This window comes from Viridibacillus arvi (assembly GCF_001274945.1).
GTDB lineage: Bacteria > Bacillota > Bacilli > Bacillales_A > Planococcaceae > Viridibacillus > Viridibacillus arvi.
Genome location: NZ_LILB01000001.1, coordinates 1,060,702 through 1,085,201 on the forward strand (window position 1 = coordinate 1,060,702; position 24,500 = coordinate 1,085,201).

Annotated in this window: 22 protein-coding genes; 3 read left to right on the forward strand and 19 right to left on the reverse strand. The window is 32.5% G+C overall.

Features of this window, described 5'->3' with window-relative positions; genetic code table 11:
* Nucleotides 1–45: 45 nt before the first annotated feature.
* The 4 genes from AMD00_RS04995 to AMD00_RS05010 form a co-directional block, all read right to left on the reverse strand.
* On the reverse strand, nt 46–1,158 hold the full coding sequence (locus tag AMD00_RS04995) for a hypothetical protein (protein ID WP_053415962.1): 1,113 nt from the start codon (nt 1,156–1,158) through the stop codon (nt 46–48).
* A gap of 335 nt (nt 1,159–1,493) precedes the next feature.
* Nucleotides 1,494–1,931 carry a HEAT repeat domain-containing protein gene (locus AMD00_RS05000; protein WP_053415963.1) on the reverse strand — a complete coding sequence of 146 codons (438 nt, stop codon included), beginning with the start codon at nt 1,929–1,931 and terminating at the stop codon, nt 1,494–1,496.
* A 518-nt stretch (nt 1,932–2,449) separates the two neighbouring features.
* Nucleotides 2,450–3,445, reverse strand: coding sequence for a serine hydrolase domain-containing protein (locus tag AMD00_RS05005; protein ID WP_053415964.1), 996 nt, complete (start codon nt 3,443–3,445; stop codon nt 2,450–2,452).
* Between the two features lie 45 nt (nt 3,446–3,490).
* Nucleotides 3,491–3,937 (reverse strand): GNAT family N-acetyltransferase, encoded by a 447-nt coding sequence (locus AMD00_RS05010; RefSeq protein ID WP_053415965.1) that lies wholly within the window; start codon nt 3,935–3,937, stop codon nt 3,491–3,493.
* Nucleotides 3,938–4,224: 287 nt separating this feature from the next.
* Between AMD00_RS05010 and AMD00_RS05015 the strand changes: the two genes are divergently transcribed.
* Together AMD00_RS05015 and AMD00_RS05020 are read left to right on the forward strand one after the other, a co-directional pair.
* Nucleotides 4,225–4,992 carry an ABC transporter ATP-binding protein gene (locus tag AMD00_RS05015; RefSeq protein WP_053415966.1) on the forward strand — a complete coding sequence of 256 codons (768 nt, stop codon included), beginning with the start codon at nt 4,225–4,227 and terminating at the stop codon, nt 4,990–4,992.
* Complete coding sequence (locus AMD00_RS05020) at nt 4,979–6,910, forward strand: ABC transporter permease (RefSeq protein ID WP_053415967.1); 1,932 nt, start codon at nt 4,979–4,981, stop codon at nt 6,908–6,910. Before AMD00_RS05015 ends, AMD00_RS05020 begins: the two co-directional genes overlap by 14 nt.
* Before the next feature lie 323 nt (nt 6,911–7,233).
* On the opposite strand, the gene AMD00_RS05025 is transcribed toward AMD00_RS05020, so the two are convergent.
* Together AMD00_RS05025 and AMD00_RS05030 are read right to left on the reverse strand one after the other, a co-directional pair.
* Nucleotides 7,234–7,971 carry a sensor histidine kinase gene (locus AMD00_RS05025; protein WP_169786315.1) on the reverse strand — a complete coding sequence of 246 codons (738 nt, stop codon included), beginning with the start codon at nt 7,969–7,971 and terminating at the stop codon, nt 7,234–7,236.
* A gap of 275 nt (nt 7,972–8,246) precedes the next feature.
* Nucleotides 8,247–8,927 (reverse strand): response regulator transcription factor, encoded by a 681-nt coding sequence (locus AMD00_RS05030; protein WP_053415969.1) that lies wholly within the window; start codon nt 8,925–8,927, stop codon nt 8,247–8,249.
* A gap of 387 nt (nt 8,928–9,314) precedes the next feature.
* Between AMD00_RS05030 and AMD00_RS05035 the strand changes: the two genes are divergently transcribed.
* On the forward strand, nt 9,315–9,752 hold the full coding sequence (locus AMD00_RS05035; protein ID WP_053415970.1) for a hypothetical protein: 438 nt from the start codon (nt 9,315–9,317) through the stop codon (nt 9,750–9,752).
* 158 nt (nt 9,753–9,910) lie between these two features.
* On the opposite strand, the gene resA is transcribed toward AMD00_RS05035, so the two are convergent.
* The 13 genes from resA to AMD00_RS05100 form a co-directional block, all read right to left on the reverse strand.
* Nucleotides 9,911–10,432, reverse strand: a complete 522-nt coding sequence (resA, locus tag AMD00_RS05040; RefSeq protein WP_053415971.1) for a thiol-disulfide oxidoreductase ResA — start codon at nt 10,430–10,432, stop codon at nt 9,911–9,913.
* Nucleotides 10,433–10,726: 294 nt separating this feature from the next.
* Nucleotides 10,727–12,028 (reverse strand): EF-P 5-aminopentanol modification-associated protein YfmH, encoded by a 1,302-nt coding sequence (gene yfmH, locus AMD00_RS05045; RefSeq protein WP_053415972.1) that lies wholly within the window; start codon nt 12,026–12,028, stop codon nt 10,727–10,729.
* On the reverse strand, nt 12,029–14,254 hold the full coding sequence (locus AMD00_RS05050; protein ID WP_053415973.1) for a M16 family metallopeptidase: 2,226 nt from the start codon (nt 14,252–14,254) through the stop codon (nt 12,029–12,031).
* A gap of 161 nt (nt 14,255–14,415) precedes the next feature.
* Nucleotides 14,416–15,807, reverse strand: a complete 1,392-nt coding sequence (locus AMD00_RS05055; RefSeq protein WP_053415974.1) for an MATE family efflux transporter — start codon at nt 15,805–15,807, stop codon at nt 14,416–14,418.
* Nucleotides 15,808–15,819: 12 nt separating this feature from the next.
* Complete coding sequence (locus AMD00_RS05060; protein ID WP_211258613.1) at nt 15,820–16,701, reverse strand: hypothetical protein; 882 nt, start codon at nt 16,699–16,701, stop codon at nt 15,820–15,822.
* 46 nt (nt 16,702–16,747) lie between these two features.
* Nucleotides 16,748–17,905 carry an acyl-CoA dehydrogenase family protein gene (locus tag AMD00_RS05065; RefSeq protein WP_053415976.1) on the reverse strand — a complete coding sequence of 386 codons (1,158 nt, stop codon included), beginning with the start codon at nt 17,903–17,905 and terminating at the stop codon, nt 16,748–16,750.
* A 5-nt stretch (nt 17,906–17,910) separates the two neighbouring features.
* Nucleotides 17,911–18,606: a hypothetical protein gene (locus AMD00_RS05070; RefSeq protein ID WP_053415977.1), complete on the reverse strand. Its 696-nt coding sequence runs from the start codon at nt 18,604–18,606 to the stop codon at nt 17,911–17,913.
* Between the two features lie 26 nt (nt 18,607–18,632).
* Nucleotides 18,633–19,559 (reverse strand): 3-oxoacyl-[acyl-carrier-protein] synthase III C-terminal domain-containing protein, encoded by a 927-nt coding sequence (locus tag AMD00_RS05075; protein WP_053415978.1) that lies wholly within the window; start codon nt 19,557–19,559, stop codon nt 18,633–18,635.
* Nucleotides 19,560–19,561: 2 nt separating this feature from the next.
* The gene (locus tag AMD00_RS05080) at nt 19,562–20,389 is read right to left on the reverse strand and encodes a hypothetical protein (RefSeq protein WP_211258614.1); all 828 of its coding nucleotides are present in this window, start codon (nt 20,387–20,389) and stop codon (nt 19,562–19,564) included.
* Between the two features lie 4 nt (nt 20,390–20,393).
* Entirely contained in the window at nt 20,394–20,648 is a 255-nt protein-coding gene (locus tag AMD00_RS05085; protein ID WP_038182926.1) for a phosphopantetheine-binding protein, read from the reverse strand.
* 28 nt (nt 20,649–20,676) lie between these two features.
* A complete protein-coding gene (gene lysA, locus AMD00_RS05090; RefSeq protein ID WP_038182929.1) occupies nt 20,677–21,954 on the reverse strand; it encodes a diaminopimelate decarboxylase in 1,278 nt (425 codons plus the stop codon).
* A gap of 18 nt (nt 21,955–21,972) precedes the next feature.
* Nucleotides 21,973–23,349 (reverse strand): preATP grasp domain-containing protein, encoded by a 1,377-nt coding sequence (locus tag AMD00_RS05095; RefSeq protein ID WP_053415980.1) that lies wholly within the window; start codon nt 23,347–23,349, stop codon nt 21,973–21,975.
* A 12-nt stretch (nt 23,350–23,361) separates the two neighbouring features.
* Entirely contained in the window at nt 23,362–24,294 is a 933-nt protein-coding gene (locus AMD00_RS05100) for a 3-oxoacyl-[acyl-carrier-protein] synthase III C-terminal domain-containing protein (RefSeq protein WP_053415981.1), read from the reverse strand.
* Nucleotides 24,295–24,500: the final 206 nt, after the last annotated feature.

Genomic DNA, 24,500 nt, shown 5'->3' on the forward strand with positions numbered 1-24,500 from the left:
ACTAAAAAAAAGTCCAAAATTACATAGACTTTTCACGGATGGATTTCAAACCAATTCATATGAATCTGTGACAGCATTGTACAACAAACTATTTGTGCTATCTGTACGGTAATTCTGACTAGAAGCATGCTTTATATCAGGCACAGTTTTTACCTCAATACTATTCGAAGAAACATTTTGGATACCGTTTGTAGCTTCAATAAAGTAGTAATATATAGGAATAGCGCTTCTTGGAAATACGTTATCAACATATGTTTGAATACCCGCAGAAATGTTTGCGGCAATTATTGTTGCATTAGTCAAGCTATTTACCGTATTACGTTTGACTGAGTATGTTAAGGTGCTATCAGATATACTATCCGTCCATGTAATAGTATTAATAACTCCCTTTCTATAACCGTTTACATCCCGTGAACTCCCCTTCACCTCAATCACAGGATTTATCAATTTTTTGTTAAGAGGTGTTTTTGTTCCATTACCTGTTAAAGTTTGCACACCATTTTCAACTGTGATTATTTGACCAGCTGGTGTATTAATGGTGCCAGTTGCCATTTTCGATCCGTTATACCAATTACCTATAAATTGTATAATTCCTTTATTCAATTTCTCACCATCATATAGATTGCCTTCGAATAAAGATAGACCTGTGTTTAATTCCATACCATCGTATAGTTTATCTTCAAATACGTATAAATCAGTATTTAACACACCATCTACAAATAATTCCCCAGTGGTTTTTCTTATTCCAGTTAACGCTAAACCTTCTTGGTACCATCTCTTATTTGCTCCTAAACCGTACCAACCAGAAGCAATCTTACCTTTTTTGTAGTATTTTCCCGAAATTTTATTTATACCTGTTAGCAGCTTGCCATCTTCATAACATTTTTCACTTTTTTTTGAACTGTACCAGCCAATTACTTTCGCCCAAACTTTATAATAAGTACCTGTATTTAATTCATCTGATACTTTAGCGTCTTTATTAACTTTTCTTCTAAAAGCTGTTTCAAATATTGCTGTAAATTTTAAGATTAAATTACTTTTATCTCTTGGAGTATTTGCATCTTCCATAGCATTATCTGAAATAGCAATCATGCTTGTTAATAAATTTGTTTCAAATGAAGCAAGAGGTTTAACAACATTCAAGTCATTTTTTCTCACTTTGCCACTCCTCTTTTTATTTTCATTGTTCAAATACAATCTGCTATTTCTTATTATAAAGAAATGCATTTTTTACACTATTGAGGAATGTTAATATTAACAAAGGTTTATTTTAGTGAAGGGATCATCCGATTATAGAAAATCATATCGGCTGATGGAGCATTTATAGGGCTTTCGAGGTTTTTCAGAAACAACACTTGATGGAGAGATTTGCAGAAAACATAAAAATAAAGGCGACATGGCTAGAATTGAACGCCATGTCGCCTTTTTGTATGAAATTTTAGGAGCATTAGTTTTTCAGAGTACTAAGCACCTAGTTGGTTTTAAATAAATAATTATTTATTTAAGCTTGTCCATTTTTGTTCAAGCCATGTTTTGAATTCTTTACCTTTATGACCTTCGTATGCATCGTATACATCAAGGCGCATACGTTCAAGTTTTCCAGCGAAGTCTTCAAATGTGTGATCAGCTGGTAAGCTTTTCTTCACACGGATTAGGATTTTATCAGTACCTTTGATAATATCAAATTTTTGTACTTTAGGAGGCTCTACATTTTCACCAAATGCAATTAGTGCTTTGTAAGCAGCCTCTTGTACTTTGTATACTGTATCATTTTCCATACGGTTTTTAAGAAGATCTATTACTTTAGGGTGTTTACAAGTGCTTAACTCATTTACTGCTGAAAGACGATCTCTCCAGCTAGACGTGTAATTCGCTTCTTTTTTTAGTTCTGCATAGTCTTCTGGTAATTCTGTTTCAAACTTTTTACTCAAGTTATGTCAAACTCCTTTAAAATTATAATTGAGATGATTCAAGCTTTCTTCGACAATTGGTCTGTGGAATATCAATTCTTCTCTATCTTACCATTATATACGAAATCGACGGCTAGCTCTTACTTATTAGAACTTTAATTTTAAAAATAGTTATTTTATCACTAAATAAGAATACAATCACGTCCTGAGGGAGTCAAATGCTGACAAAAATTGATCAGATTAAGTTCTTATATGTTCGAATCGGTTAAATTATTGCTCGAGTAGGTTAAATTACTCTCGGAATGAGTTAAATGAAGAGTCGAATAGGTTAAATGTTTCCTCCAGTAGGTTAAATGCTCCTCTCAGTAGGTTAAATGCTCCTCTCAGTAGGTTAAATTACTCTCTGAGTGCATCAAATGAAGAGCTGAGTAGATCAAATCAGAAACATCTTAATAATAGATTCGAGATTCTCTACATTAAAATAGCCATTTTCAAGAAAATACTGCTTTTCTTGATAGTAGCTATTTAATCATCATGTACTATCGTAAACATTCCATCACACAATTCCCAAAACCACGAACATCCTTTAAATAATCATATCCAACTGATGAACCGAAGTTGTTAAAAGCACGTACCGCAACTATCTTATGCTCTGGAATGACTAATAAAGTAACATTTGTATAGCCAAGAATTTGATAAGCATCATTAGATACCTCTTCACCTATTTCTGTTCGATCACATGAGGCTCCTTGGACAAACCAAAAGAAACCATTCCTTGGATAGTCCAAAGGTAAAGTATTTGGGCTTTGAACAGCTGTACAGTATTCAAATATCTCTAGAGGTATCAATTGTTTACCGTCCACTTTTACGTTAGTTAAATGTAGGGCTCCCCATCTAGCTAAATCTCTTACAGAGGCAAACATATTCATTTGGCTTCCATCTACATTGTTACTTGTATACCAATGTGGATCATTTTCTTTTCGAATCACTTCAACATGCCGTGAATCTAGCTCACCATACCAACCGATCTCTGTCAGACCCAATGGAGCTAACACTTCAGTTTCAACAATATTAGCAATCGTTCTACCTGAAGATTTCTTAATGATTTCAGACAATAAATCTACACCAATATTACGATAAGCCCAGCTTGTCCCTGCCGGAAACTCCTTTTCAAGTTCTCCATTTACTAGTCTTAACCCATGCGTATGAGTGATTAAATGGCGAATGCTAACTCCTTCTAATATTCCACTATCCATTTCAGGAAAAATTGGTGCAATCTCTTGCTCAAGTGATTGAATTACCCCCTCTTGGATTAAGTAAGCTGCAGCAAAACCGATAAATGTTTTTCGAACTGAAGCTAGATGAAATAATGTGTCCTTTTGTATAGCTCTTGCTCCAAAAGCATTACTTTGAAAACCAGTGTAAGATTCTGCAACAACTTGGCCTTCTTTCATAATCATTAAGGCAGCACCAGAAGCATCTACTTGATGAAAAGTGTTCAAAACGTTCTCCCAAACTAGTGTAAATTGATTCATTCATGAACTCCTCCCAGACTCTCTTTATGAGCTACTTATATTTAATCAAAGCTTCAAACAATACAATTCCTCACCATCAACAATGCGCCCCGTATTCTTAAAGCCTAATTTCTCATATATTTTCTTCCCACGCTTATTGTTGGGTTCAGTTGATAAGTAGATTTCGTTGCATCCTTCTAGTTTCTTCATCTCTTCTATTACAAGTAAAATTGCTTTAGGACCATAGCCTTTTCCTTGAAACTTTCGATCAATCATTATTCTGCATAATTCAAAAAAGTTCTGCTCTTCAGAGAAACCATACATAGTAAAACCAATTAATTGGTCTTCCACTTCAATTGCCTTTGTAATCCATGTTTTTTCGAATAGTGCTTGCACAATTGATAATGCATTTGATGCGACGAATTCTTCGCATATTGTTGGCATACTTTCTTTATTTGTTGTTAAATAAATAACTTTCAGCCAATTTGATTTATCTATTTCTATTAGTTTCATATTTCCCCCGCCTTTATTTGTAATTTGAATTATTTATAATCTATTCTATAAAATTGTAGATGTATTAATTCTTCAAGTAACACCATTAATTTCAACATACCCCTATTTTTAACTCCACTTTCTAATTATTATATAAATACGTACCCAAGCAAAGTCAATCTATAAAAACACTTCTATTGTGACAAAAATGTAAGTTACAGGAACTACTTGTTTGGAAAATCGATGGAGAAACCTTAAATTTCAACGTATTGTTAAAGTACAAACTAACTCTTGAAAGGAGTTTTAATATGGATGCCATTTTAAAAGGAAATTCGATACATAAAGTTTTTGGAGCAAAAAACAACATATATACAGCTCTACATCATGTAGATGTAACGATTAACAAAGGGGAATTCGTTGGCATTATGGGACCATCCGGAGCTGGTAAAACTACACTGCTGAATATCCTTTCAACAATTGATAAACCAACGTCAGGCAGTATTGTCATTGGGGGTGAATCAGTAGACTCAATGAAGGAAAAGGATTTAGCTAAATTCCGAAGAAAGCATTTGGGTTTTATCTTTCAAGACTATAATTTGCTAGATTCCTTAACGATACAAGAAAATATTCTACTACCACTTTCTCTAGCTAATTGGCCAGCTCAGAAGATGGAAGTTAAAGTTTTAGAAATTGCTAACATACTCGGAATTGAAACTATCTTAAACTCTTACCCCTACCAAGTTTCTGGGGGACAAAAACAACGAGCAGCTGTTGCAAGAGCAATTATTACAAATCCTAGTATAGTGTTAGCAGACGAGCCTACTGGAGCTTTAGACTCTAAATCATCAACAGATCTTCTTAATACATTCGGCGTATTGAACAAAAATTACGGTTCGACTATCTTAATGGTCACACATGATGCTTTTGCTGCTAGTTATTGTAACCGAGTATTATTTATGAAAGATGGACGCCTTTTCACAGAAATTGTACGCGGAGACAAAGACAGAAAAGAATTCCTTAACCTATTATTAAATACGCTTTCTACTATAGGGGGTGGGACCTATGAACATGTTTAGTATTGTGAAGAAGAATATTAAGTACAATTTCTATCAATACTTTCTTTATCTCGCATCTATGACACTAAGTATTACGATTTATTTTACTTTTTTATCACTACAATACAATAACCAAATTATCCTGGCTCTCACAGATACAGATAAACTTCAATCGGCTTTTGGAGCTTCTTCTATTCTTTTACTACTATTTGTATCCATCTTCATCTGGTATTCGAATAATTTCTTTGTTAAAAGACGTAAGAAAGATATTGGTCTATATTCATTACTAGGCGTCGAGAAAAAACAAATTGGTAGAATGTTATTTTATGAGAACTTTATAATGGGTATACTTGCTCTTTTAATTGGGCTGGCAATCGGGGAATTATTCTCTGTTTTCTTCAGTATGATCTTAGTAAAATTAATGGGCTTTTCTATTGCTATTACATTTACTTTTAATTCAAGAGCAATCATACAGACTTTACTTGTATTCAGTGTAATAATTTTTCTTACATCATTACAAGGTTACTTTATTATTTATCGTTTTAAACTAATCGAACTATTTCATGCAACTAAAAAAGGCGAGAAAATAAATAAGCCTTCTTTGTTGTTAGCCCTGCTTGCCATTGCAATGGTTGGAGGTAGCTACTGGTTACTACTACAGTCTCCAGAATCAAGCAATTGGGGTCTGCACTTTAATCGTACTATTATCATCTTAATTATTTCCATGATTATTGGCTCGTTTTTGTTATTTCATTCTTTAAGTGCGTTTTTCTTCGTGCTATTACAGAAGAATAAGTCATTTTATTTTAAGTGGTCTAATCTATTAACTTTTACACAGTTAACTAATCGATTAAAGAGTAATGCCTTTATGTTCACTATTATATCTATACTGAATGCTGGCACACTGATTGCTTTTGGATTTGCTTATAGTATTTATTACAATACACTTGATACAATGAAGAATTTTGTTCCATATAGTTATCAATATGAAAGTACAACTTCTGATATAGATGCAAAAATCCGTGAATTGATTAACAAAGAAGACAATCATTCCTTGGTCTTTGAGTATGACTTGGAGTATACAATGGTAAAAGGCGATGTTTCAGAGCTCTCAAAAGTTCCTGGAGGTTATTTCTACTTTGATGAATCATTTGCTGTTATTTCAAATGAAACTTACAATCAGCTAGCCGAGAAATTAGACTTAGATACAATTGCACCTCTAAAGAAAACGGCAGCTCTAACAATTATCAACAATTTCATTGGTTCACAAGACCAACAGGAAAATATAAACAAATCAATTTCCTTGCATTCATCAACAGATGATTTAAAAATAAAGATTGCTGATAACAAATCGGTATCGTTGTTAAATGACCCTGTTCAACCGTTCATTATCGTTGTTAATGACTCAGTATACAGTCAATTTAGAGATGAGAATCCGCCTACTACTGTACATACTTTGAAAGTAACAAACGAAGTTAAATCTGCTGCACTGACAAAGAAAATCATGAACGTACTTCCTAGTGAAGCACAATTCATCAGTTTTTCAGATAGCTATCAAGAAGCACAATCTGTCTACGGATTACTGATCTTTATTAGTGGATTTTTGGGATTAGTGTTCCTTGCAGCTTCGGGTAGTATGATTTACTTTAAAATGCTGACAGAAGTAACTGACGATAAAGTAAGGTATACAACATTAAAGAAGCTTGGTGTTCAAAAAAGCGAAATAATGCGCGTTATTGCTAAACAATATTCGGTTGTCTTTCTCCTACCTTTAATCGTAGGTATTACTCATAGTTGTATGATTTTAACTGCTATCTCAAATTTAATGGATATCAACTTCATCATACCTGTAATCATTTGCATCGTATCCTATACAATTCTTTATATTTCTTACTATGTATTAACTGTTATTTCTTGTAATAAAATAGTAAATGCTTAAAAAGGGCCCCAATAGCATTTCTATCTCTTAGACTGTAGACAAAATGCGAAGAAATTCGTGTTTCTCAACAGTCTTTTTTCTATAGTCTCTATTAAATGCTAATCCGCTACGTTGGACGCTTTCCGCGGGCGAGCGCCAAGTCGCTTCGTCGCTACGCTCCTGCAGGGCCTTGGACTGTCTCGCTTTCCCGCAGGAGTCGCCACCTTCACTCCAATCAACTACACAGGTAATAAAAACGAATCTTTATGTTAATATTTGAAGAAGGTCTTCAAATAACAAAATGAGAGGCAGGTACAAATAAGGTGGCTGCCTCTCATTTTGTATTATGTTATTGCATAGTAATCATGTAGTTTTGGAAAATGTATAGTAACAACTGTAAAGAGGTTCTTTTCGGAAGTGATAGTGATTGAATGTCCTAATTTATTCGCCAACCTCTTTGCTAGATATAGACCCATGCCTGTTGAATTCCCATGACTTCTTCCATTCATCCCCGTGAAGCCTTTATCAAAAACTCTCTGGATGTCGGCCTGATCTATTCCTATCCCATTGTCCTCAATGATTAATCTTCTTTCTATATCATCTTCTTCTGTAGAAATTTTAACTTCCCCCTGAGGCGAAGTATACTTCAAAGCATTAGATAGAATTTGTGCCAAAATATAGGCTAGCCATTTTTGGTCAGTTAGTACCTCTGTAGACTCTACTTCCAACTTAAGTTTTATCTTTTTTCGAATAAATATCTTGGCATTCTGTTTGATAATTGATCGAATTACTACGCCTAAATCTACAGGAACAATAAAATAATCTTGATTGAAATCATCCGCTCGAACGAAATAAAGTGCCTGCTCAACGTATCCTTCTATCGTATCTACTTCTTCCTCAATACTATTCAATACTGGATTTTTCTTCTCATTCTCAATAATTAACCGGCTAACCGAGATCGGGGTTTTAATTTCATGGAACCATGATGTCATATAATCCATCGTTTCTTTTTTATCGTTTAAAATACTTGTGACTTTTTGCTGATGCTGTTGATCTACTTGTTTTAATATTTGTTGAAACAACTTTTGCTCCAATGTTTTAGGAGTCAGTAGCTCTTCTTGAATTATAAAACCATCTCTACAGCTACTCTTCAATGCATTAAAGTGTTTTTTGATAAAGTAATATTCTATAAATATGTACAAGAAAAAGAAACAAGTTGAGATAAGGTAAAGGTAGAATAAATTATTAATTGGCATAGAGAGTATTGGATTGATATAAATCATTACTGTTATAAACGACATAATCATAATGTAGGTTATGATTAACCGCCTTTTAAATAATAAATGCTGCCAAACACTCATATTAGTATATACCCTTGCCCTTTCTTCGTTTGGATATAATCTTCAACTCCCATTTCCGTTAGCTTACGACGCAAACGATTTATATTAACTGTTAAAGTATTGTCATCAATAAAACTCTCATCTTCCCATAAAGCACGCATTAGCGTATCACGGCTAATTATTTCTTGTTTATTTTCAAATAGAACAGTCAATATTTTAAATTCATTTTTTGTAAGCTCACTTTCCTTCTCACCGAACATAACCGTTGAATTCTTCAAATTTAATGTCAATTCATTATGTTTGAGCACCTCTAAACTAGGAGAAAGATATGTATATGTTCTCCGTACTATCGCATTAATCTTCGTCACAAGTATGTCCATTGAGAATGGCTTCTGAATAAAATCATCCCCACCCATATTAATAGCCATCATAATATCCATTTTCTCATTACGAGAAGACACAAATACAATGGGTACATTAGAATACTTCCTAATTTTCTCACACCAATAAAATCCATCATAATAAGGTAAATTAATATCTAACAACACTAAATGAGGTTTTACTGACAAATATTCTTCTACTTTTTGAAAATCCTTTACTGAAAATACATCATATCCCCATTTGATTAAGTTTTCTTCAATCATTTGAGCAATCTTCTGTTCATCTTCGACAATCATAATGTTAAATTTGTCATCCATCTTTTATTACTCCTACTAATTAATTGATTTTTTTCCACTCTATGCAATTATTATAACCATTCCTCTAGAAGATTTGAACCACGTTAAAGTTTTTAAAGATTATCTTCCAAGATCATCGTTCTAACTACAATCCCTTTACTATTCTGAGATAAAGGATTCGCTACCGGAATTTCAATTAATTAATAAATTGATTTTTTCAAGTATATTCATAGTCATGAATAACAACTCGGAGCATATGTTAATATACTGTCCATAATGGGTTATCCATTTTAACCGAATGTAATGAAAGATTTATTTGCTTTTCAATACAATTAATAGGAAAATATTATTATAAAAGAGCATATTAGACATTTGTAGAATATCGAACTTTCTAAGGAGGAGTTGAGGGTGAAACGCTTTTCACGCTATTTCATTTCATTAATAATTATCGGTATTATGATTTACTTTGGACTTAGTTATAAATTGCATTTAGAAAAGGAAGCTTCCACAAATTATATTATTCTTCCTTTAATACGATTTTCTTTCGCATTCCCTATAATTATTGGCATATTACTTCGTTTACCCAAATTGATTTTTGAAATTAAAGAAAAGAAACAATGGACTTTTGATTGGATAAAGATTGTGGTCATTGCTTTACCAGCATTATTTATAGCTGTGTCTCCTTTCTTGACTTACACATTTATAGGTGAATATTTTTACTTTGCAAATGAATTAATTGTTTCACAAAGTACATTACTGATAACAATTGGTGGACTTATTTTCGGCTATGTATTAATAGATAGTTTAATAAAAGAACGTGAAAATGAAATAGTCATTGATCCATAGATACCTAACAGAACATTCTTTAAGTTGGCCATTGATAGCCCATTCTATTTTATTGAGGGAATGGGCTATCTGTTCTTCAGTATAATAGATGCACTATTACTTTTTTAAAATGTGATTTTAACTAGGTTAATCTTGATTCATAAAATTCAGCCTTATGATTATCTATTAGGTATAATCAATTCTACATTTTCCTGAATTGCTTTATTGGTCAAACCACCCACTGATATTTTTTTAACTGTGCCCTCGAAGTCGATGAATATCGATGTTGGTATAGCATCTATATTATAACTTTTAAAAACAACTATTGAGTGATCTATCAATATCGGAAAACTAATATTTTTAGTGAACTTTTTAACTTCAAAAGTTGTTTGTGCATTATTAATTGCTAGGATTTCCACTCCCTTAGATTTATATTTAATATAGTTTTCTTCTAAATCAGGCATTTCTTCTTTACATGGATCACAATAAGTTGCCCAAAAATTTAGTACAACTCCTTTACCTTTATAGTCTGATAATTTATGCTTCTCCCCATTTAAATCCTCAAGAATAAAATCAGGTGCAATATCGCCTATTTTCACCAATTCATATGTTTCTTTTATGAAGTTACTATAGACGGTGTAAGTAATGGCACTAAAGATAATTACTAAAAATAAAGTTCGCACAATCATTCTTTTTTTCATTTATTGTCCTCCTTTAAATCCAATGATATCCTTAAAAAGGTATTGAAATTCTGTTTAAAATGTTCATTGAATCAAAAGATAAGACTACTCCAACAATCATCGAAACAATACTGCCCATTTCAAAATCATAGGTCTAAAAAAATGGATTGAAATGTTGCCTATGACTCAAAAAAAAGTCACCATTTCATAATTAATACATAAGTAGTGGTAAATACATTATATAAAAATCAAATTAATGGGATGATTGTAATTTATCTATACCTATAAACTCACTGTCTAAATTCTACGATAAACTCATCTTTTCACAATCATTGGTAGTGAAGAAAAATCAGTTTTTAAGAAGTTATCAAAATTAATAATAGATTCTAACCTGCTATTAATGAGATGGGCGTCCATCTTTAATAAATGTTCAAAGGTTTTAAAGTAATTCAAGCCATTGGATAAGTCTTCGGAATATGCTAAAGCGAATTCCTTCATATTTTCCATCTGCATCATTTTCTGACCAATCATTTTTTTTGCTACTCGTTCAATTTCAAATGGGTTCAAACCGCTCCGTCTTACCTCTTGAAGTTTTTCATATAGCTTTTCTATTACCGGGAGTATATTCACCGTTGAACCACTGACAACAGTAAAGTCATAATTTGGACCATTGTAATTAGAATAGCCCCATTGATTATTGATTAAGTTCTCCCTATTCAAATCCATGGTTAATGTAGATCCCAACCCAAAAAGGGCCTCAGTAATTGCGAGTTTTGCTAAATGATTTTCATTATAATTCCCTCCTTGATCTTCATGCCTTAAACCAATCGAAAATAAATCATGGGAGCAATTTTTCATAATTGCTATATTTTTATAGGATTGATTTTTAGCATTGGGATAAAATTGTTCAAATTCATGTCTTTTTGTTTCAGCATAATTTTCATCACGGATTACTGTATGATAAATACTTTCACACAGTTCAATTGGATTAACATCACCTACAACCACCAATTTCATATTGTTAGGTCTATAATAAATGTCATGAGCCTGCACCAATAATCCTTTGTCTATCCTGTTAATACTTTCTATCGTACCGGCCACATCTGTACAAATTGGCAGATCAGGATACATTTGCATTAATAGGTTTCTGTAAACTACCCAGTTTGGTTTATCTTGATACATTAATATTTCTTCTCTAATCACTTTTTTTTCATTTTCAATCTCAAGTGTTGTAAATCCTTGACTTAAAATGGAGGTAAGTAATTTGGAAATAAGTTCTGCTATATTACCAGAACTAGAAACTAAAAAATCCGTATTATTATAGCCAGTTTTGGCAGAAATAGATGCTCCGTTTTCAGTAAATACTTTTTTCATTTCGTGCATATTTCTATGATTGAAAATTAAATGTTCCATAAAGTGAGCTGTCCCATACGGCAATTCCATCTTTTCCTTTGTAGTAGTACTGATAAAAGCTGTATCATTAGCACCAAAATTCACATTTAACACAGCAAATGTTTGCGACATTCCTTTGAGAGGAATCATATGTACTTCCATCCCATTACTAAAGGTTTCACAAAAAACGGTGTGGCCAAATTTTTCATTTTGAAGACATTCCATTTATATTTTCGCCACCTTTTTAACCGATTTAAATACCGTATCTAACGTTATCTTTTTTGCAATATCTACGATATCACGTTTGGAAATATTTTCTAGAACAGAAAAAACCTTCTCTTCATCATCTTGAAAATCCAATAAATCCCCTGTTAAGCTAATATCAATTAAGATAGCTGGAGTTTCTAAGCCAGTTTTCACATAATGTTTCACTGCATTTATACCGGTTTGAATTTCTTCCTCGCTCACTTGCCCATCTTGAATTTTGTTTAGTTCATTTAAGATAATCTCAGTCACTGTTTCATAATTTTCTTCTTGTAAAGCAACATGAACTAATAATATTCCCTTTAAATCATCTATTTCAGAACTTAGATAATAGGCCATTCCTCTATTATGTCTGATTTCAGTTTGTAATTTTGATTCGGGTAAATTTCCGAATATAGTATTGAAGACAAGTAGAGGAATATATTCCAATGATGAGAAGTTGATACCTGTTTTAAATCCTATCAACAATCTTCCTTGATTGGCATGTAAATCTTGCTCGATATACTTAATCTCTTGATGAACTGGAGAAAGCATGTCGCCATGTGGACAAAGGTTATTTTCTTCTTCCTGTTGAAAATAACTACAAGCATCATTTTGTATCTTATCTTCATCAATGTTTGGACCAATTACATGAATGTATTTTTTAGAGGATGATATGAATTCTTGATAATGTTGTACCAATATTTCTTCGTTTAATTCCTCCAGAGTGTCCAAATCACCATAAATCGGAATACTGAATGGTTCCCCTTCCGTCATAGTAGCTAAGCAAATTTCTTGGGCTGCATATTCCACATTTTCATTCATTTCTTTAATGCGATAATAGTGACTGGTAAATTCCTTTTCTATCCGCTCATATTCAAATCCTTTTTCCAGTGGACTATTAATGATTTCTGATAATAGTTTTAAAGATTTTGAAATCATATCCGAATCAAGTTGATTATTTTGCATGATCGACATTTCAAATTCTAAGACATGATAATCCCCTTTTCTCGATACGTTGCTTTTTAAAATTGCCCCATACAAATGATCTAACTTCGTCTGTATATTGACGGGTATTAATAATTCTGAAAAGATAGCAATAGAACATGCCATTTCTTTTCTTAATGGATATAAAAACGTTAATCTAATACTTGTATTCATGTATTTATCATTAGTATGAACAAAAAAATTGATGCCAGAATTTCGCTGAATATCAAATGATAATGCTTCAGTTTCAAGCTCATATAACCGAGCATGATTGGTATCCAGACCTAATATTTGACTACTATTTTGACTTTTTGTTTTCCAATCAATTTGAATTGGCTTCCCATCTTGAATATTTACAGATGGATGCCATTCTACAACTTGTTCATCGTGCCTATACCACAATCTCCATAATTCAGGCTTTTTCATCAGTTCTGATGTGAAAATGGAGAAAGCTTTGTTAACTGCTTCATCTATCTTGTTGGGTTCTACTGCAAAAGGCTTATGAAAGATAATTTGCTTTTTTCCATCTTCGGACAGAGTCGTAAGCAGAATACATATTTTTTTCTTTGCCCTTTCAAGAATCCTAAAGATACCGCTTCTCACTTTTATTTCTGAAGACAAAAAGTTCGTCCGTATATCTGTATTATCTTCATTAAATCCTGCTTGTCCATCCAGAAACAAAAGGAAGGAGTCATTTTCTTTTAAAATATAAAATAATTTGATAGCTATAAGATTTGATTCTGCGACTAATAGCTTTACTCCCGCTTCTTCCCTAATTTTTTCCCATGAATCCAGTTTCCCTTCTGATTCAAAGGATTCTTGGTCTACGACAACATAAAATTTCCGATTCTTATTTTGAAATTTAAATCTTAAAGCTTTAATGATTTGGTCAACATTATGCCGATAATCACCAAAATGCCAGGAGAGAAAAGCGCCTCCTTCATTAAGTGTTTCCATCATGTATTCTTCACCGATGATTTCATCGTAGTTGTCGATTTCAAAATTTGGATTTACCCTTTCTCGATTAATCATTCTGTTATGAGCCAAATACTTCATCCATATTTTCTCGTATGATTCATTTATTTTAAGAGGAGATAGTTCCATAACCATATTCATTAACGGAAAAAACTGGTCCGTTGTTAGGCCATGCTCCTTATAGTAGCTTCTTAGCATTTCTTCTTCCGATATAAATTCCTCGTATTGTTTTGAAAAATTATTCAATCATTTTTCCTCGCTTTCATAAAATAGAAATCTTAAAAAATATACTGCCATCTAAAACGACTATACATTTAGCTAAACAAATTATTAATAACAGTAAAATTAGAAACCGCGGCGCTAAATACTCGTCAAAATACGGTTCAACGATATAAAAAGATTGGTTTTTATCCATTCATTTCAACTGCCCTTTTTATTTCTTTATTCAATTGTGTTTGTTTCAATTGAAAACTATTCCTGATGACAAAATAACTATATAAAATACCGGTAATGGCGAAAACATTCAATAAGCTGATTGTCCAGTAGAATAAACTCTCTTCCTGGTAATGGTTTGTTAAAAACCATCCGATTATAACTATAAAAAAGAAATATAAAAAATTTAAAAAGAACGCCTGAAATCCTTTGCCAATTTGTTCAAGCACCAATAATGATGACATCATGGGTCCCATGATAATATAGGATAAAGCAACAATCTTTAAATAATTTGCTGTATGTACGCTCACTTCCCCGTCAGCAATTAAAAAAGAAGCGATTAGGTCTTTACCTAAAAAAATGGCCGTGCCAATGATAATGTAGATTCCTACTATATTGATCATTCCTTTCTTATAGATTTCAAAGGAACGTTCTAAATTATTGCCCCCCAAATTCTGATTCATAAGAAGACCTAATGTATTACCAGAAGATATCGCGATTAGAAGGACGATTGTTTGTAATCGATATGCCGCTCCAAAACCCGCTACCACCTCATTTCCAAATGGCATTAGGATTTTATTGAAGAAAAATGTACTAATAAAGATTAAAATATAAGAAATAGCCACTGGAATACCAATATTCAAGATTTTACGTTTAGCAATTTCCTCTAATTTAAATTTTTTCAATGAAAAAGGTAAAATTTGAAATTTTACAATTTTATATTTTAATAGGAAAAATAGACTGATGATTATTGAGATACTACTTACAATAAAATTAGCAAGGACAATACTATAAACGCCAAGAAGGTAATATTCTACAAAAATATAAACTAATAAGATATTGGATACTGAGGTTAACGTACTTATTCCTGAAGAAATCTTTACAAGGCCATATCCCCTTATACTGGATAACAGTATGGCATTTACTACTGAGAATATTGTAAGAAAGACCATTAACCGAGTATACTTCCTAAATAAATTGATTGATTCATTACGAACGTTAAAATAATCGGCGAACATCGGTGTTAATAAACTAATGAAAATCGCAATAATTAAACTGGTTAAGATTCCATATAGAAGGTAATTATTAATCAACTTAGGTATTTGCTCGGTATTTTCCCTTCCTTTTTCAAATGCAACGGAAGAGGCATTCGAAATTTGAAAACCTTCAATCAATGCAGTCATAAAAAAAGAAAATGGAATATATAAACCAACAATATACAGAGCTTCCTTATGCTCATGCCCCATAAAAAAAGTATTGGCCAGTTGCGTGACAATCGAAACTGAAGAAGCCAATACCATTGGAATAAAGGTTTTATAAATCAACGGAATAATTCGATCATTTAAATAATCTATATTTCTTGGCAAAATTTCTCCTCCTTACCACTTAAAACTGGAAACTAGAGGCATCCCATTAAACTGAAGAACTGCAAATGAAGTACTCAAATCTCGGTTTGCCGATATTATAAGTATCTTCTCTTCTTTTTTCAATTTTCCTGATAACAGTAATTCGGTAAACGTGTACCAGACATCACTACTTTGATAATTCTGATCAACATTTGTCTTCCGGATAAAAAACAAATCGGATTCCAGGAATTCCATTCGACCAAATAAATTTTGGACAATAACCCACTTCGGTTGATGTTGATGTGACACCAATTCATAGATTTGCTTAATGATATTAGAAAAGTGAATTTTACTATTTTCTATATTTGATTGATATTCAGCTAAGGGATAATTTCCAATTTGAAGAATTTGAATCGATCCGTGTCCTTTAGAAAAATGCAAGCCCATTGCAAAATCTGATAAGGGAAGATAGCCTGTCCTGTACCGGTTTTGCTCAATAAATAATTGTTCTCCTAATAGAAGAATTCCTTCTTCTTCTTCATTTAAACAAAGTTCCAGAATTTCTAGACAATCTATAGAAGCTAATGAGCCTAAATGAGAAACACCAAAATAATTTTTTGGTTTCTTGTCGGACCATTCTAAAATTCTTGGAAGCGGCTGTATTTCCGGCTGGCGATCTGAAAACGAATTTGAAATTAATAAACACTGATAGTTGTTTACTACTGATAATAGTTCCGTATGGCATTTGTGTAACATTTCCGACAAGGTCACTTGCTGATTGTCAATTTTGATAGAATAGGACTCGACCGTTTCTATTGGAATGTTATGATAATATGCATCTATTTCCAAATGTGGTTCTAACCTAAAAAAATCAGAAGGCTCTTTTCCATCTAAATAATAATTTTTTCGATCCATATGTAGAATTGCCAAAGATGATAATGATACATTTAAATCACATATGTTATACATACGAAATCTTTCCATTCATGTAGCTTTGAAAAATATTTAATTTTAATATATTTGAAGTACCTTCCATGTTTTCAAACGCAAATGCATCTCTGAACCATTTGTTTAAATATGGATGTTCAAAAAAGGCTCCTTCACCAAATAAATCTAGCGCATATTGAGTGATCTGCTTCACTAATGAAGTAGCCCTCACTTTTGCAATTGATCCGACATAACCATTCCGCGGATTAATATCCACTTCCAATGCAGCTTGACGAATGAGATTCCTAGTAGTTATTAGTTCATTTTGAAAATGCTCCAGTTTCTGTTGTTGATCTAAGGATAAATTCTTCTTATTGGTAATCATGTAATCATAAGTTGCTTGTGAAACACCCAGTGCCATAGCAGCTACTGTAGGACGCATTTTATTAAAAACAGTAATGGCTCCATGCATTCCTCTTTTTAAAGGGCTTAAATGCCTTCCAATAATCTGTTCTTCATTTATGCGAACATTTTGGAAGGTTAATCTACTAAGTTTCGGAGCGCGGAGACCTAACGTATCAAGTGCTTCGGCAGAAAAACCATCTGAGTCCTTTTCAATCAAGCACATTTCAATTCCTATTGGACCGGTTGTGGTACGCGCAAAGACAACTCCGATTTCCGCCCGAGTACCGTTCCCAATGAAATATTTCTCACCGTTTAATAACCTTTGCCCATCGCATGCATTTACTTTCTTCATATTTGTTTCAATATGCATGGCGTCCGACCCCTTATTAGGCTCAGTTAAGGCAAAAAAAGTCCAACAAGGTTTGGATAGCAATTTGCTGTAATACTGTTCCTTTTGCTGCTCATCGGCAAAATCTTGAATAATGATTCCAGATAATGAAGGCCCCGGACACCCCACAACGACTCCCGCATCCCCATAGGAAAGCCATTCAGTCCCAATGACTCTCTCAATGCAAGTTAAACCATAAAATTTTGTATTATTAATGATAAATGGATGATCATTATATTCAGAGGGAATCATCATTCGTGATAACAATTGAACACTGGCCAAATCCGTAAATTCATGTAGCCGATCAGGCTGTTCATCTATGATTAGTCCAATATCCCGAAATTCTTGATAGTACGATTTAATAGCTTCTTCAAAAGCATTTATTTTTTCTATATTCAAAATATTCACTCCGATTCTACAAACAGGTTTTTGATGACAAAAGATAAATAAATTTTTCTGCTCACTGTTTCCGTCAGGACACCATGACCACCAGTTAGGTTAATCAGAGTATTCATACAATCATCTATTTCATTGTGAATAAATACATTGAAAGACTTATTCTCTAATGTGGTATTTCCATTGATATAGTTGTTAATAATTGAATATATTTTAATAATGGCCTCCGAAAACTGCCCTTTCACCATTTGGTATTGAATAATCGGTAATTTTCCTGAATAACGGTTGCTCAAAAGCTTTTTATCATAAGCAAGGCATTCCAATGCAATCCACGTCCGCATGAATATAGCAAAGTCATTTTTTGTTAAAGGAATATTTTCTATCTGGTTGGACCCCTTCTCAGGTATGTCATCCATTTTAAATAAGCTAATCATTTCATGTTCCATGAAATGATTATTAACCTTATTAAATTTTAGTTCGGTCAATTGATAGAGATTATTACCTCTAAGAATATGCGTATTCGGATTCTCTAGAACAGAGTGAGGAGCAAGAAAATAATTATTGGATGATATAATAATTGGATTTTCAAAGGCTTTGAAAATCCATTCAAAAGCTTCAAAAAGGCTCAAACCACGGGTCTCTTCTAAAAATCGATTTATATAGTTCAATAAATTCTCATTTTTTGATGATAAAAGTGTTGACATTATTTATCTCCTTTTATTATAAATTCTTAATGTTCAATGACAGCAGATCCCACAAAACAACCTAATCCTACACTTACCATTAAAATCTTATCTCCCTTTTTTAATCTATTTTGAGATTGTAAATAATCTAAATTTATAAAGCAATCTGTTGTATACGTATGGCCAATCTCGGGAAGCAAATCCAAAATGATGTTTTCTAAAGGAAAATGGGTAAGTTTTGAAAACTTTCGCCAAGTCATTTTATTCACATTGTAGGGAAGAATATATTGAATTTCATCGAGAACTACATTCGCCTTTGTCAATGTTTCATGTATCGCCTTAATAATAATGGAAACGTATTCTTCGTTAAATAAAGCTGTTTTTTGGGGATTTTCGTAAAACCCTTGATTAAAACGAGTATCCCTATAAACACCGATGGACAGTACTTTATTTGTTTCGTTTTTTTTCTGTAACAGAACTGCCACTGCCGAATCTCCAATAACGGTAGAATTTTCTATATATCTTAATCTAGTAGTCATATTGGATTGGTCTCCCAAGATTAATAGAATCGTATTTACACTTTTTTTCTTTGCAAAATACAAGTCTGCGAGCTCCATTGCATAAAAGGAAGAAGCACATGCCTCTTGAGCAATCCCGAATTTTTTTGTGCTTAATAAATCAAATGGCATTAAGACTTTATTTAACAACCCATAATCATGTGGAACTTGCGCCAGTAACGAATGAGCATACAAGACTAAATCAACTTTTATATCTAAATGAAGGTCTAGTAATGCATAACGAAGGGTCTCTTCCAATCTTTGTCCATTTTCAACAATGGGAACTTGATGGATATTGTGTAATCTTTTCATTAATTTTATTTCTCTTTCATTGCAGCCAGAGTACTCTAATACTTTATCAATCTTTTGCCTTAGGCTCGGGATATATGTGCCAATTTTTGCAATTCCAAAACTCACATTCAACCTCCAAGTATGCTAAATTTCATATAATACAGTTCATTTTCCTTTAAGCTTCCATCTAACAAATAAATAGATGAATCTCCCTGAATCTTGCCCTTTTGTATTAATTTTAATAACTTTGCAAACAAGGACGTGCATAATTGCTTAGAGGAAGCAATAAAGGTGATTTCGGATGGCATTTCTGTATATTTCTCTTCTAGATTGGACGAAATAATATACTGATCATCACTTTGATTTAGATTCATTTTTTTCATCCATTCATGCAGATTAGTATTGGATTCATAACCCCACTCATTCAGTTCAAGACAAGGACCAGTTCCATTTTTTTCAAATAGACAAGCAATTGCTGTATCTTCAATATCTTTAACACCTGGAGCATAATATGATAATGTAGATTGATCGAGCATTAACAAAAGTGCCTTTTTACACTTCTTTGTAAAAAATAACTCTTTGATGATTTTTACTGCTGCAAAAGGAGCATAAGTATCTACTGCTGAAACAGCAAAACCTTTTGCATTTAGATTATATTTTTCAATTAAGTAATTGACAGTTGAAATGGACGGATTGATATCAGGGATACAATAAACTAAAACGACTAAATCTACATCATCGATTTTATTCCCGGTTTTTAATAAATGATCTATTAAGCTAGCTCCCATAAAACTAAATGAATTATTCAACCCCGAATTCAATAGAGATTCATCCACCTTAAGTCCATACATATCTGCTAAATCTGTTTGAAATTGAATTTCCCCAATACTATGAGTATATGACCTCTTTTCCAAGAACCGTTTACATACATACGAATTAATTTTTATCATACTCATTCATTCATGCATTTACTAAAGATTTATCAATATAATCAACAATTGTCTCTACGGATTCAAAATATTCCGGTTCAATGTCTTCGGGATCTATAGATAATCCCTCAATATTGTCTTCCAAAACCATTAAAAGTTCAAAAATCGATGTAGAATCAAGACTTAATGATTCTAATGTTGTTTCTGGTAGTATTTCCTCCATCTCATCAATATCCAACACTTCTCTTAATGCTGCTATAGCCACCTCAAAAGTATTCTTACTCATTATTTATCAATTCCTTTCTATTATTGTATTAAACTAAATGAAATATCTTTTCATTAACTAGTATTTGTTTGCCTATAATATCCTCTGAATTATCACGTCTTCTAACCAGATAGTGTTTCCCACTATGAATCAACACTTCAGCAGGAAAACCATGACTTAAAAACAGACCAGGTGATGCACTTGGACCGTATGCACCTGATTGTAAAATCCCAATAAGATCCCCTCTTTGGACCTTTGAGAGTTCAACATTTTTTCCAACCACATCATTTGGAGTACATAGTGGACCCGTTACATTATAAGTATCAATGTCCGCCTCATCTAAATTCGTTAAATTCTTCATAGGAAAATTTCTTTTAACAAAACTACCTATTCCGACTGCAGCCATATGACAGTTTGTTCCACCATCTGTTATAATGAAATTTTCTTCTCTAGATTTTTTTATATAATTGACTTTGGATACAAACATGCCAGATTTAGCAACGAGATATCTGCCTACTTCCATCGCCAGCTTTGTATTCGGAAAAGAGTCTTTAAAGTCATTAATAATAGGAGATAGTTGTTCACCTAATTTTTGTATATTAAGATCCTCTTCATTACTAAAATAAGGTACGCCTAATCCTCCACCAATATCGACAAATTGTAATGCTAGACCCGTTTGTTCACTAAACCGTACTGCCAACTTTAAAATGTTAATTGTGTTTTGGCAGATCACATTCTCATCTAAAATTCTTGTCCCCATGTATACTTGAATTCCAATAATATCCACATTTTCATATGACTTCAGCAAGGCTAAATTTTGAAATACTATTTCTTCATCTATTCCGAATTGCCGAGGCTTTCCTCCCATTGCGAGCCTAGAACCTTTAATTGAAAATGTTGGATTCACTCTAATTGCCACACGTGCTCTCTTTTTGCGAATAGAAGCAATTTTATTGATTAATTCTAATTCTTGAAAAGATTCGCATACGATTGCATAAATAGAATGATCGATACAACTTGTAATTTCTTCTTCACTTTTCCCCGGCCCTAAAAAAATAATATTTTCTGGATCTGTATTTGCCATTAGGACCGTTTTTAATTCTGTCAATGAAGAAACTTCAGCTTTTGCTCCCAATGATTTTAGCAAGTTATAGACAGAAATATTAGGGTTCGATTTTAAAGAAAAAAATACTTCAAGATGCTTTGTAATATTGCTTTTCAACTCTAAAAATATATTAGAAATTTCTTGCCCGTCATATATATAAAGAGGTGTACCATATTTTTCTGCTAAATCACTTATAGGTATTCCTTGTATTTCATATACCATTTATCTTGTTTCCTCCCCTCATTCTTGAATTTTATTTAATTGAATCTGTATTCTACGATCCAAATCAAACAGTGAACCCGTATTACTTGCCATTAAAACTCCGTACAATCTCCCCTTGAAAAACTTACCTTCTTTACTGAAACCGGAGTTAACAGTCGCAAAATTGTTAATTAAGAAACCTTCTTTTCCATTGGTAGTAATCATAAAGTTTTCAAGTAAAGTAAATATTTCATTAAATGATATTTGACGACTCAACTTTAATTCATAATATTTTGCTAATGCGTGCCCTTGATTTTGTAAAAAATTTTCTTGTATTCTCATTTGGTAGGAGGCCATATTAAATCGTGCATTGATTTCAAGGTTTGGCCAAAGCATATCCTCCTGATCATATATCGCATCGATTCCAACTATTCCGTAATAACCGTCTTGATATAATTGTCCACCTATTTTTTCTCCCGCTTTACGTAGTTCTTCATCCAACTTTCTTGTGATGTAAGTTGGATAAAGATGTCCACGATGAACTCCATCTTCTACAATGCATTCCTTTGCACCGTAATAAATAACTTTGCCGTTTCTTTCAATTAGTATTTGATAATTAATATCAGCTGTTTTCCTAATCCATTTTTCTAAAACAAAGCTCACTTTTCCATTGGTTTTTTTATTAAGCCCTTTTTCGATCATCTTAATTGCTTTATTAAATTTTTCTTCCGAATCAATAATAATTAATCCTTTTCCTGACACACCCAGAGATTCCTTTAAGACTAATCTTTCTCCACTTATTAGATAATGCTTCAAGTTTTGATATGTCTCTAACAAACTATCTACGGAATCACACTCCCCTCCAGGAATCTGCCTGATATTTACTTTTTGATTCAGAACACGACTATATACTTTAGTGTTTACTTTGCTAAAAACATGACTACTTGGCACTGCAAGAGGAATACCTGTTAATTCTGAGAGCTGTTCTTCGTACTCAGAACATCCATAAGGCATGAAGTAAATGTTATTATTCGTATTTTTCAGTTCTTTTAGATGTTGAATTGTTTTTTTGCAATTTAGAATGTCCTTCGTAATATTTAAGTTTGGATTACTGTTCTCAACATAGATAATATCCGGACACTCTAGTAAACTTTGTAAATACTGCAAGAAGTGAGTACTGACAGGTCGTTTTAGAATTACAATATCTGTTGGGCTGGCAAATAATACACCTTGTTCTTCCAATCTATTGACCATCAACCTTGCATTACCAATGGAAACCGAAGGAATACCTACCGTTTCTGGCGGTTTCCAATACTGTTCAACTTCAAAGTTATTAATATATATAAATTTTGCTTTTTCGTCGTCTACTAATGCTTTTTTTAGATGAGCACTTAAATTACAACCTATATTTTCCATCTCATACCTCCATTAAAATTGAAATAGGCTCACAGCAAACGTTGCACCTAAGCCAACTGAAACCATCAAGAAATAATCACCTTTTTTTAACAGGCCATCACTGATTGCGCAATCTAAATTTAAAAATGGATCAGAGCAAAAGCAATGTCCATATTTCTCCACATTTTTTAAATATATTTTTTGGATAGGAAACTCTAAGGATTTAGATATCTGTTTCCAAGAAGATACATTCACATTATGCGGTAAGATTAGAGATATTTTTGACAATTCTAAATCAAGATCATTAACCGTTTCTATTATTAATGCTGACAAGGTTGGTACATAATTTTTTTCGAATTGTTTTTGTTCTTCCTGACTAATGCCGATTCCTTCAGCATATTTCCCTAATATTTTAGTTTTTGTTTTAATAAACTTAATATTTTTATTACTATTTCTAGATAAGATGACTGCTGTTGATGCCTCTCCTAAAATAGTGGTATTATTAATTAATTGCATAATTGGATTGAAAACCTTTTCCCCCATTAACAAGAGCACCTTATCGTTTTTATCTGTACTATTTAATAAGCTGTCTGCAATTTCTAATGCGACTAGACTTGAAGCGCAATTTTGTTGATTTATTGAAAAATTTATCGTATTATGTATATTGCAAATTTCACTTATTTCTTTAAACAAATCCAATGGAAACGGGTGAACATTCTGAATAGTATGACAATAAATAATGTATTTAATTTCCTGTCTAAAACTACTGTTTCGCTCAAATATATTTAATATTGGCGTACTTAATAATTTTGTTAATGAACCTTCTTCTTTCCTGATTTCTTTTAATCCGTGGATTTTTTTAAATACTTTAATTTGATAATTTTTTAAATTTAAGTACTCCTGTAATTCTGATATGTCTATTACTTTTTCAGGAATATAGTTTTCAATATAATCAATGTATATCAATGTATTGGTCACCCTTTTATTTTTAAGTTATAAAAGAAACCCCATCTAGGGAAGGGGTATTTCTTTTATATCCACTTTTAGCATTTACCGCATGCACCGCCGTAACGTGCTACATTTTTAAGGTTCTTGATTTGCATTGGTTTCGCTTTAATTTTCATTTGTTTTCACCTCCTTTTAACATGTCGAAAACTATTCATTAGTTTTCG

Coding starts and splice junctions, on each gene's coding strand:
- AMD00_RS05005 (WP_053415964.1), bottom strand. CDS start 3,445: ATGAATCAATTTACACTAGTTTGGGAGAACGTTTTGAACACTTTTCAT.
- AMD00_RS05010 (WP_053415965.1), bottom strand. CDS start 3,937: ATGAAACTAATAGAAATAGATAAATCAAATTGGCTGAAAGTTATTTAT.
- AMD00_RS05015 (WP_053415966.1), top strand. CDS start 4,225: ATGGATGCCATTTTAAAAGGAAATTCGATACATAAAGTTTTTGGAGCA.
- AMD00_RS05020 (WP_053415967.1), top strand. CDS start 4,979: ATGAACATGTTTAGTATTGTGAAGAAGAATATTAAGTACAATTTCTAT.
- AMD00_RS05030 (WP_053415969.1), bottom strand. CDS start 8,927: ATGGATGACAAATTTAACATTATGATTGTCGAAGATGAACAGAAGATT.
- resA (WP_053415971.1), bottom strand. CDS start 10,432: ATGAAAAAAAGAATGATTGTGCGAACTTTATTTTTAGTAATTATCTTT.
- yfmH (WP_053415972.1), bottom strand. CDS start 12,028: ATGGAATGTCTTCAAAATGAAAAATTTGGCCACACCGTTTTTTGTGAA.
- AMD00_RS05060 (WP_211258613.1), bottom strand. CDS start 16,701: ATGGATCGAAAAAATTATTATTTAGATGGAAAAGAGCCTTCTGATTTT.
- AMD00_RS05070 (WP_053415977.1), bottom strand. CDS start 18,606: ATGTCAACACTTTTATCATCAAAAAATGAGAATTTATTGAACTATATA.
- AMD00_RS05080 (WP_211258614.1), bottom strand. CDS start 20,389: ATGAGTATGATAAAAATTAATTCGTATGTATGTAAACGGTTCTTGGAA.
- AMD00_RS05085 (WP_038182926.1), bottom strand. CDS start 20,648: ATGAGTAAGAATACTTTTGAGGTGGCTATAGCAGCATTAAGAGAAGTG.
- lysA (WP_038182929.1), bottom strand. CDS start 21,954: ATGGTATATGAAATACAAGGAATACCTATAAGTGATTTAGCAGAAAAA.
- AMD00_RS05095 (WP_053415980.1), bottom strand. CDS start 23,349: ATGGAAAATATAGGTTGTAATTTAAGTGCTCATCTAAAAAAAGCATTA.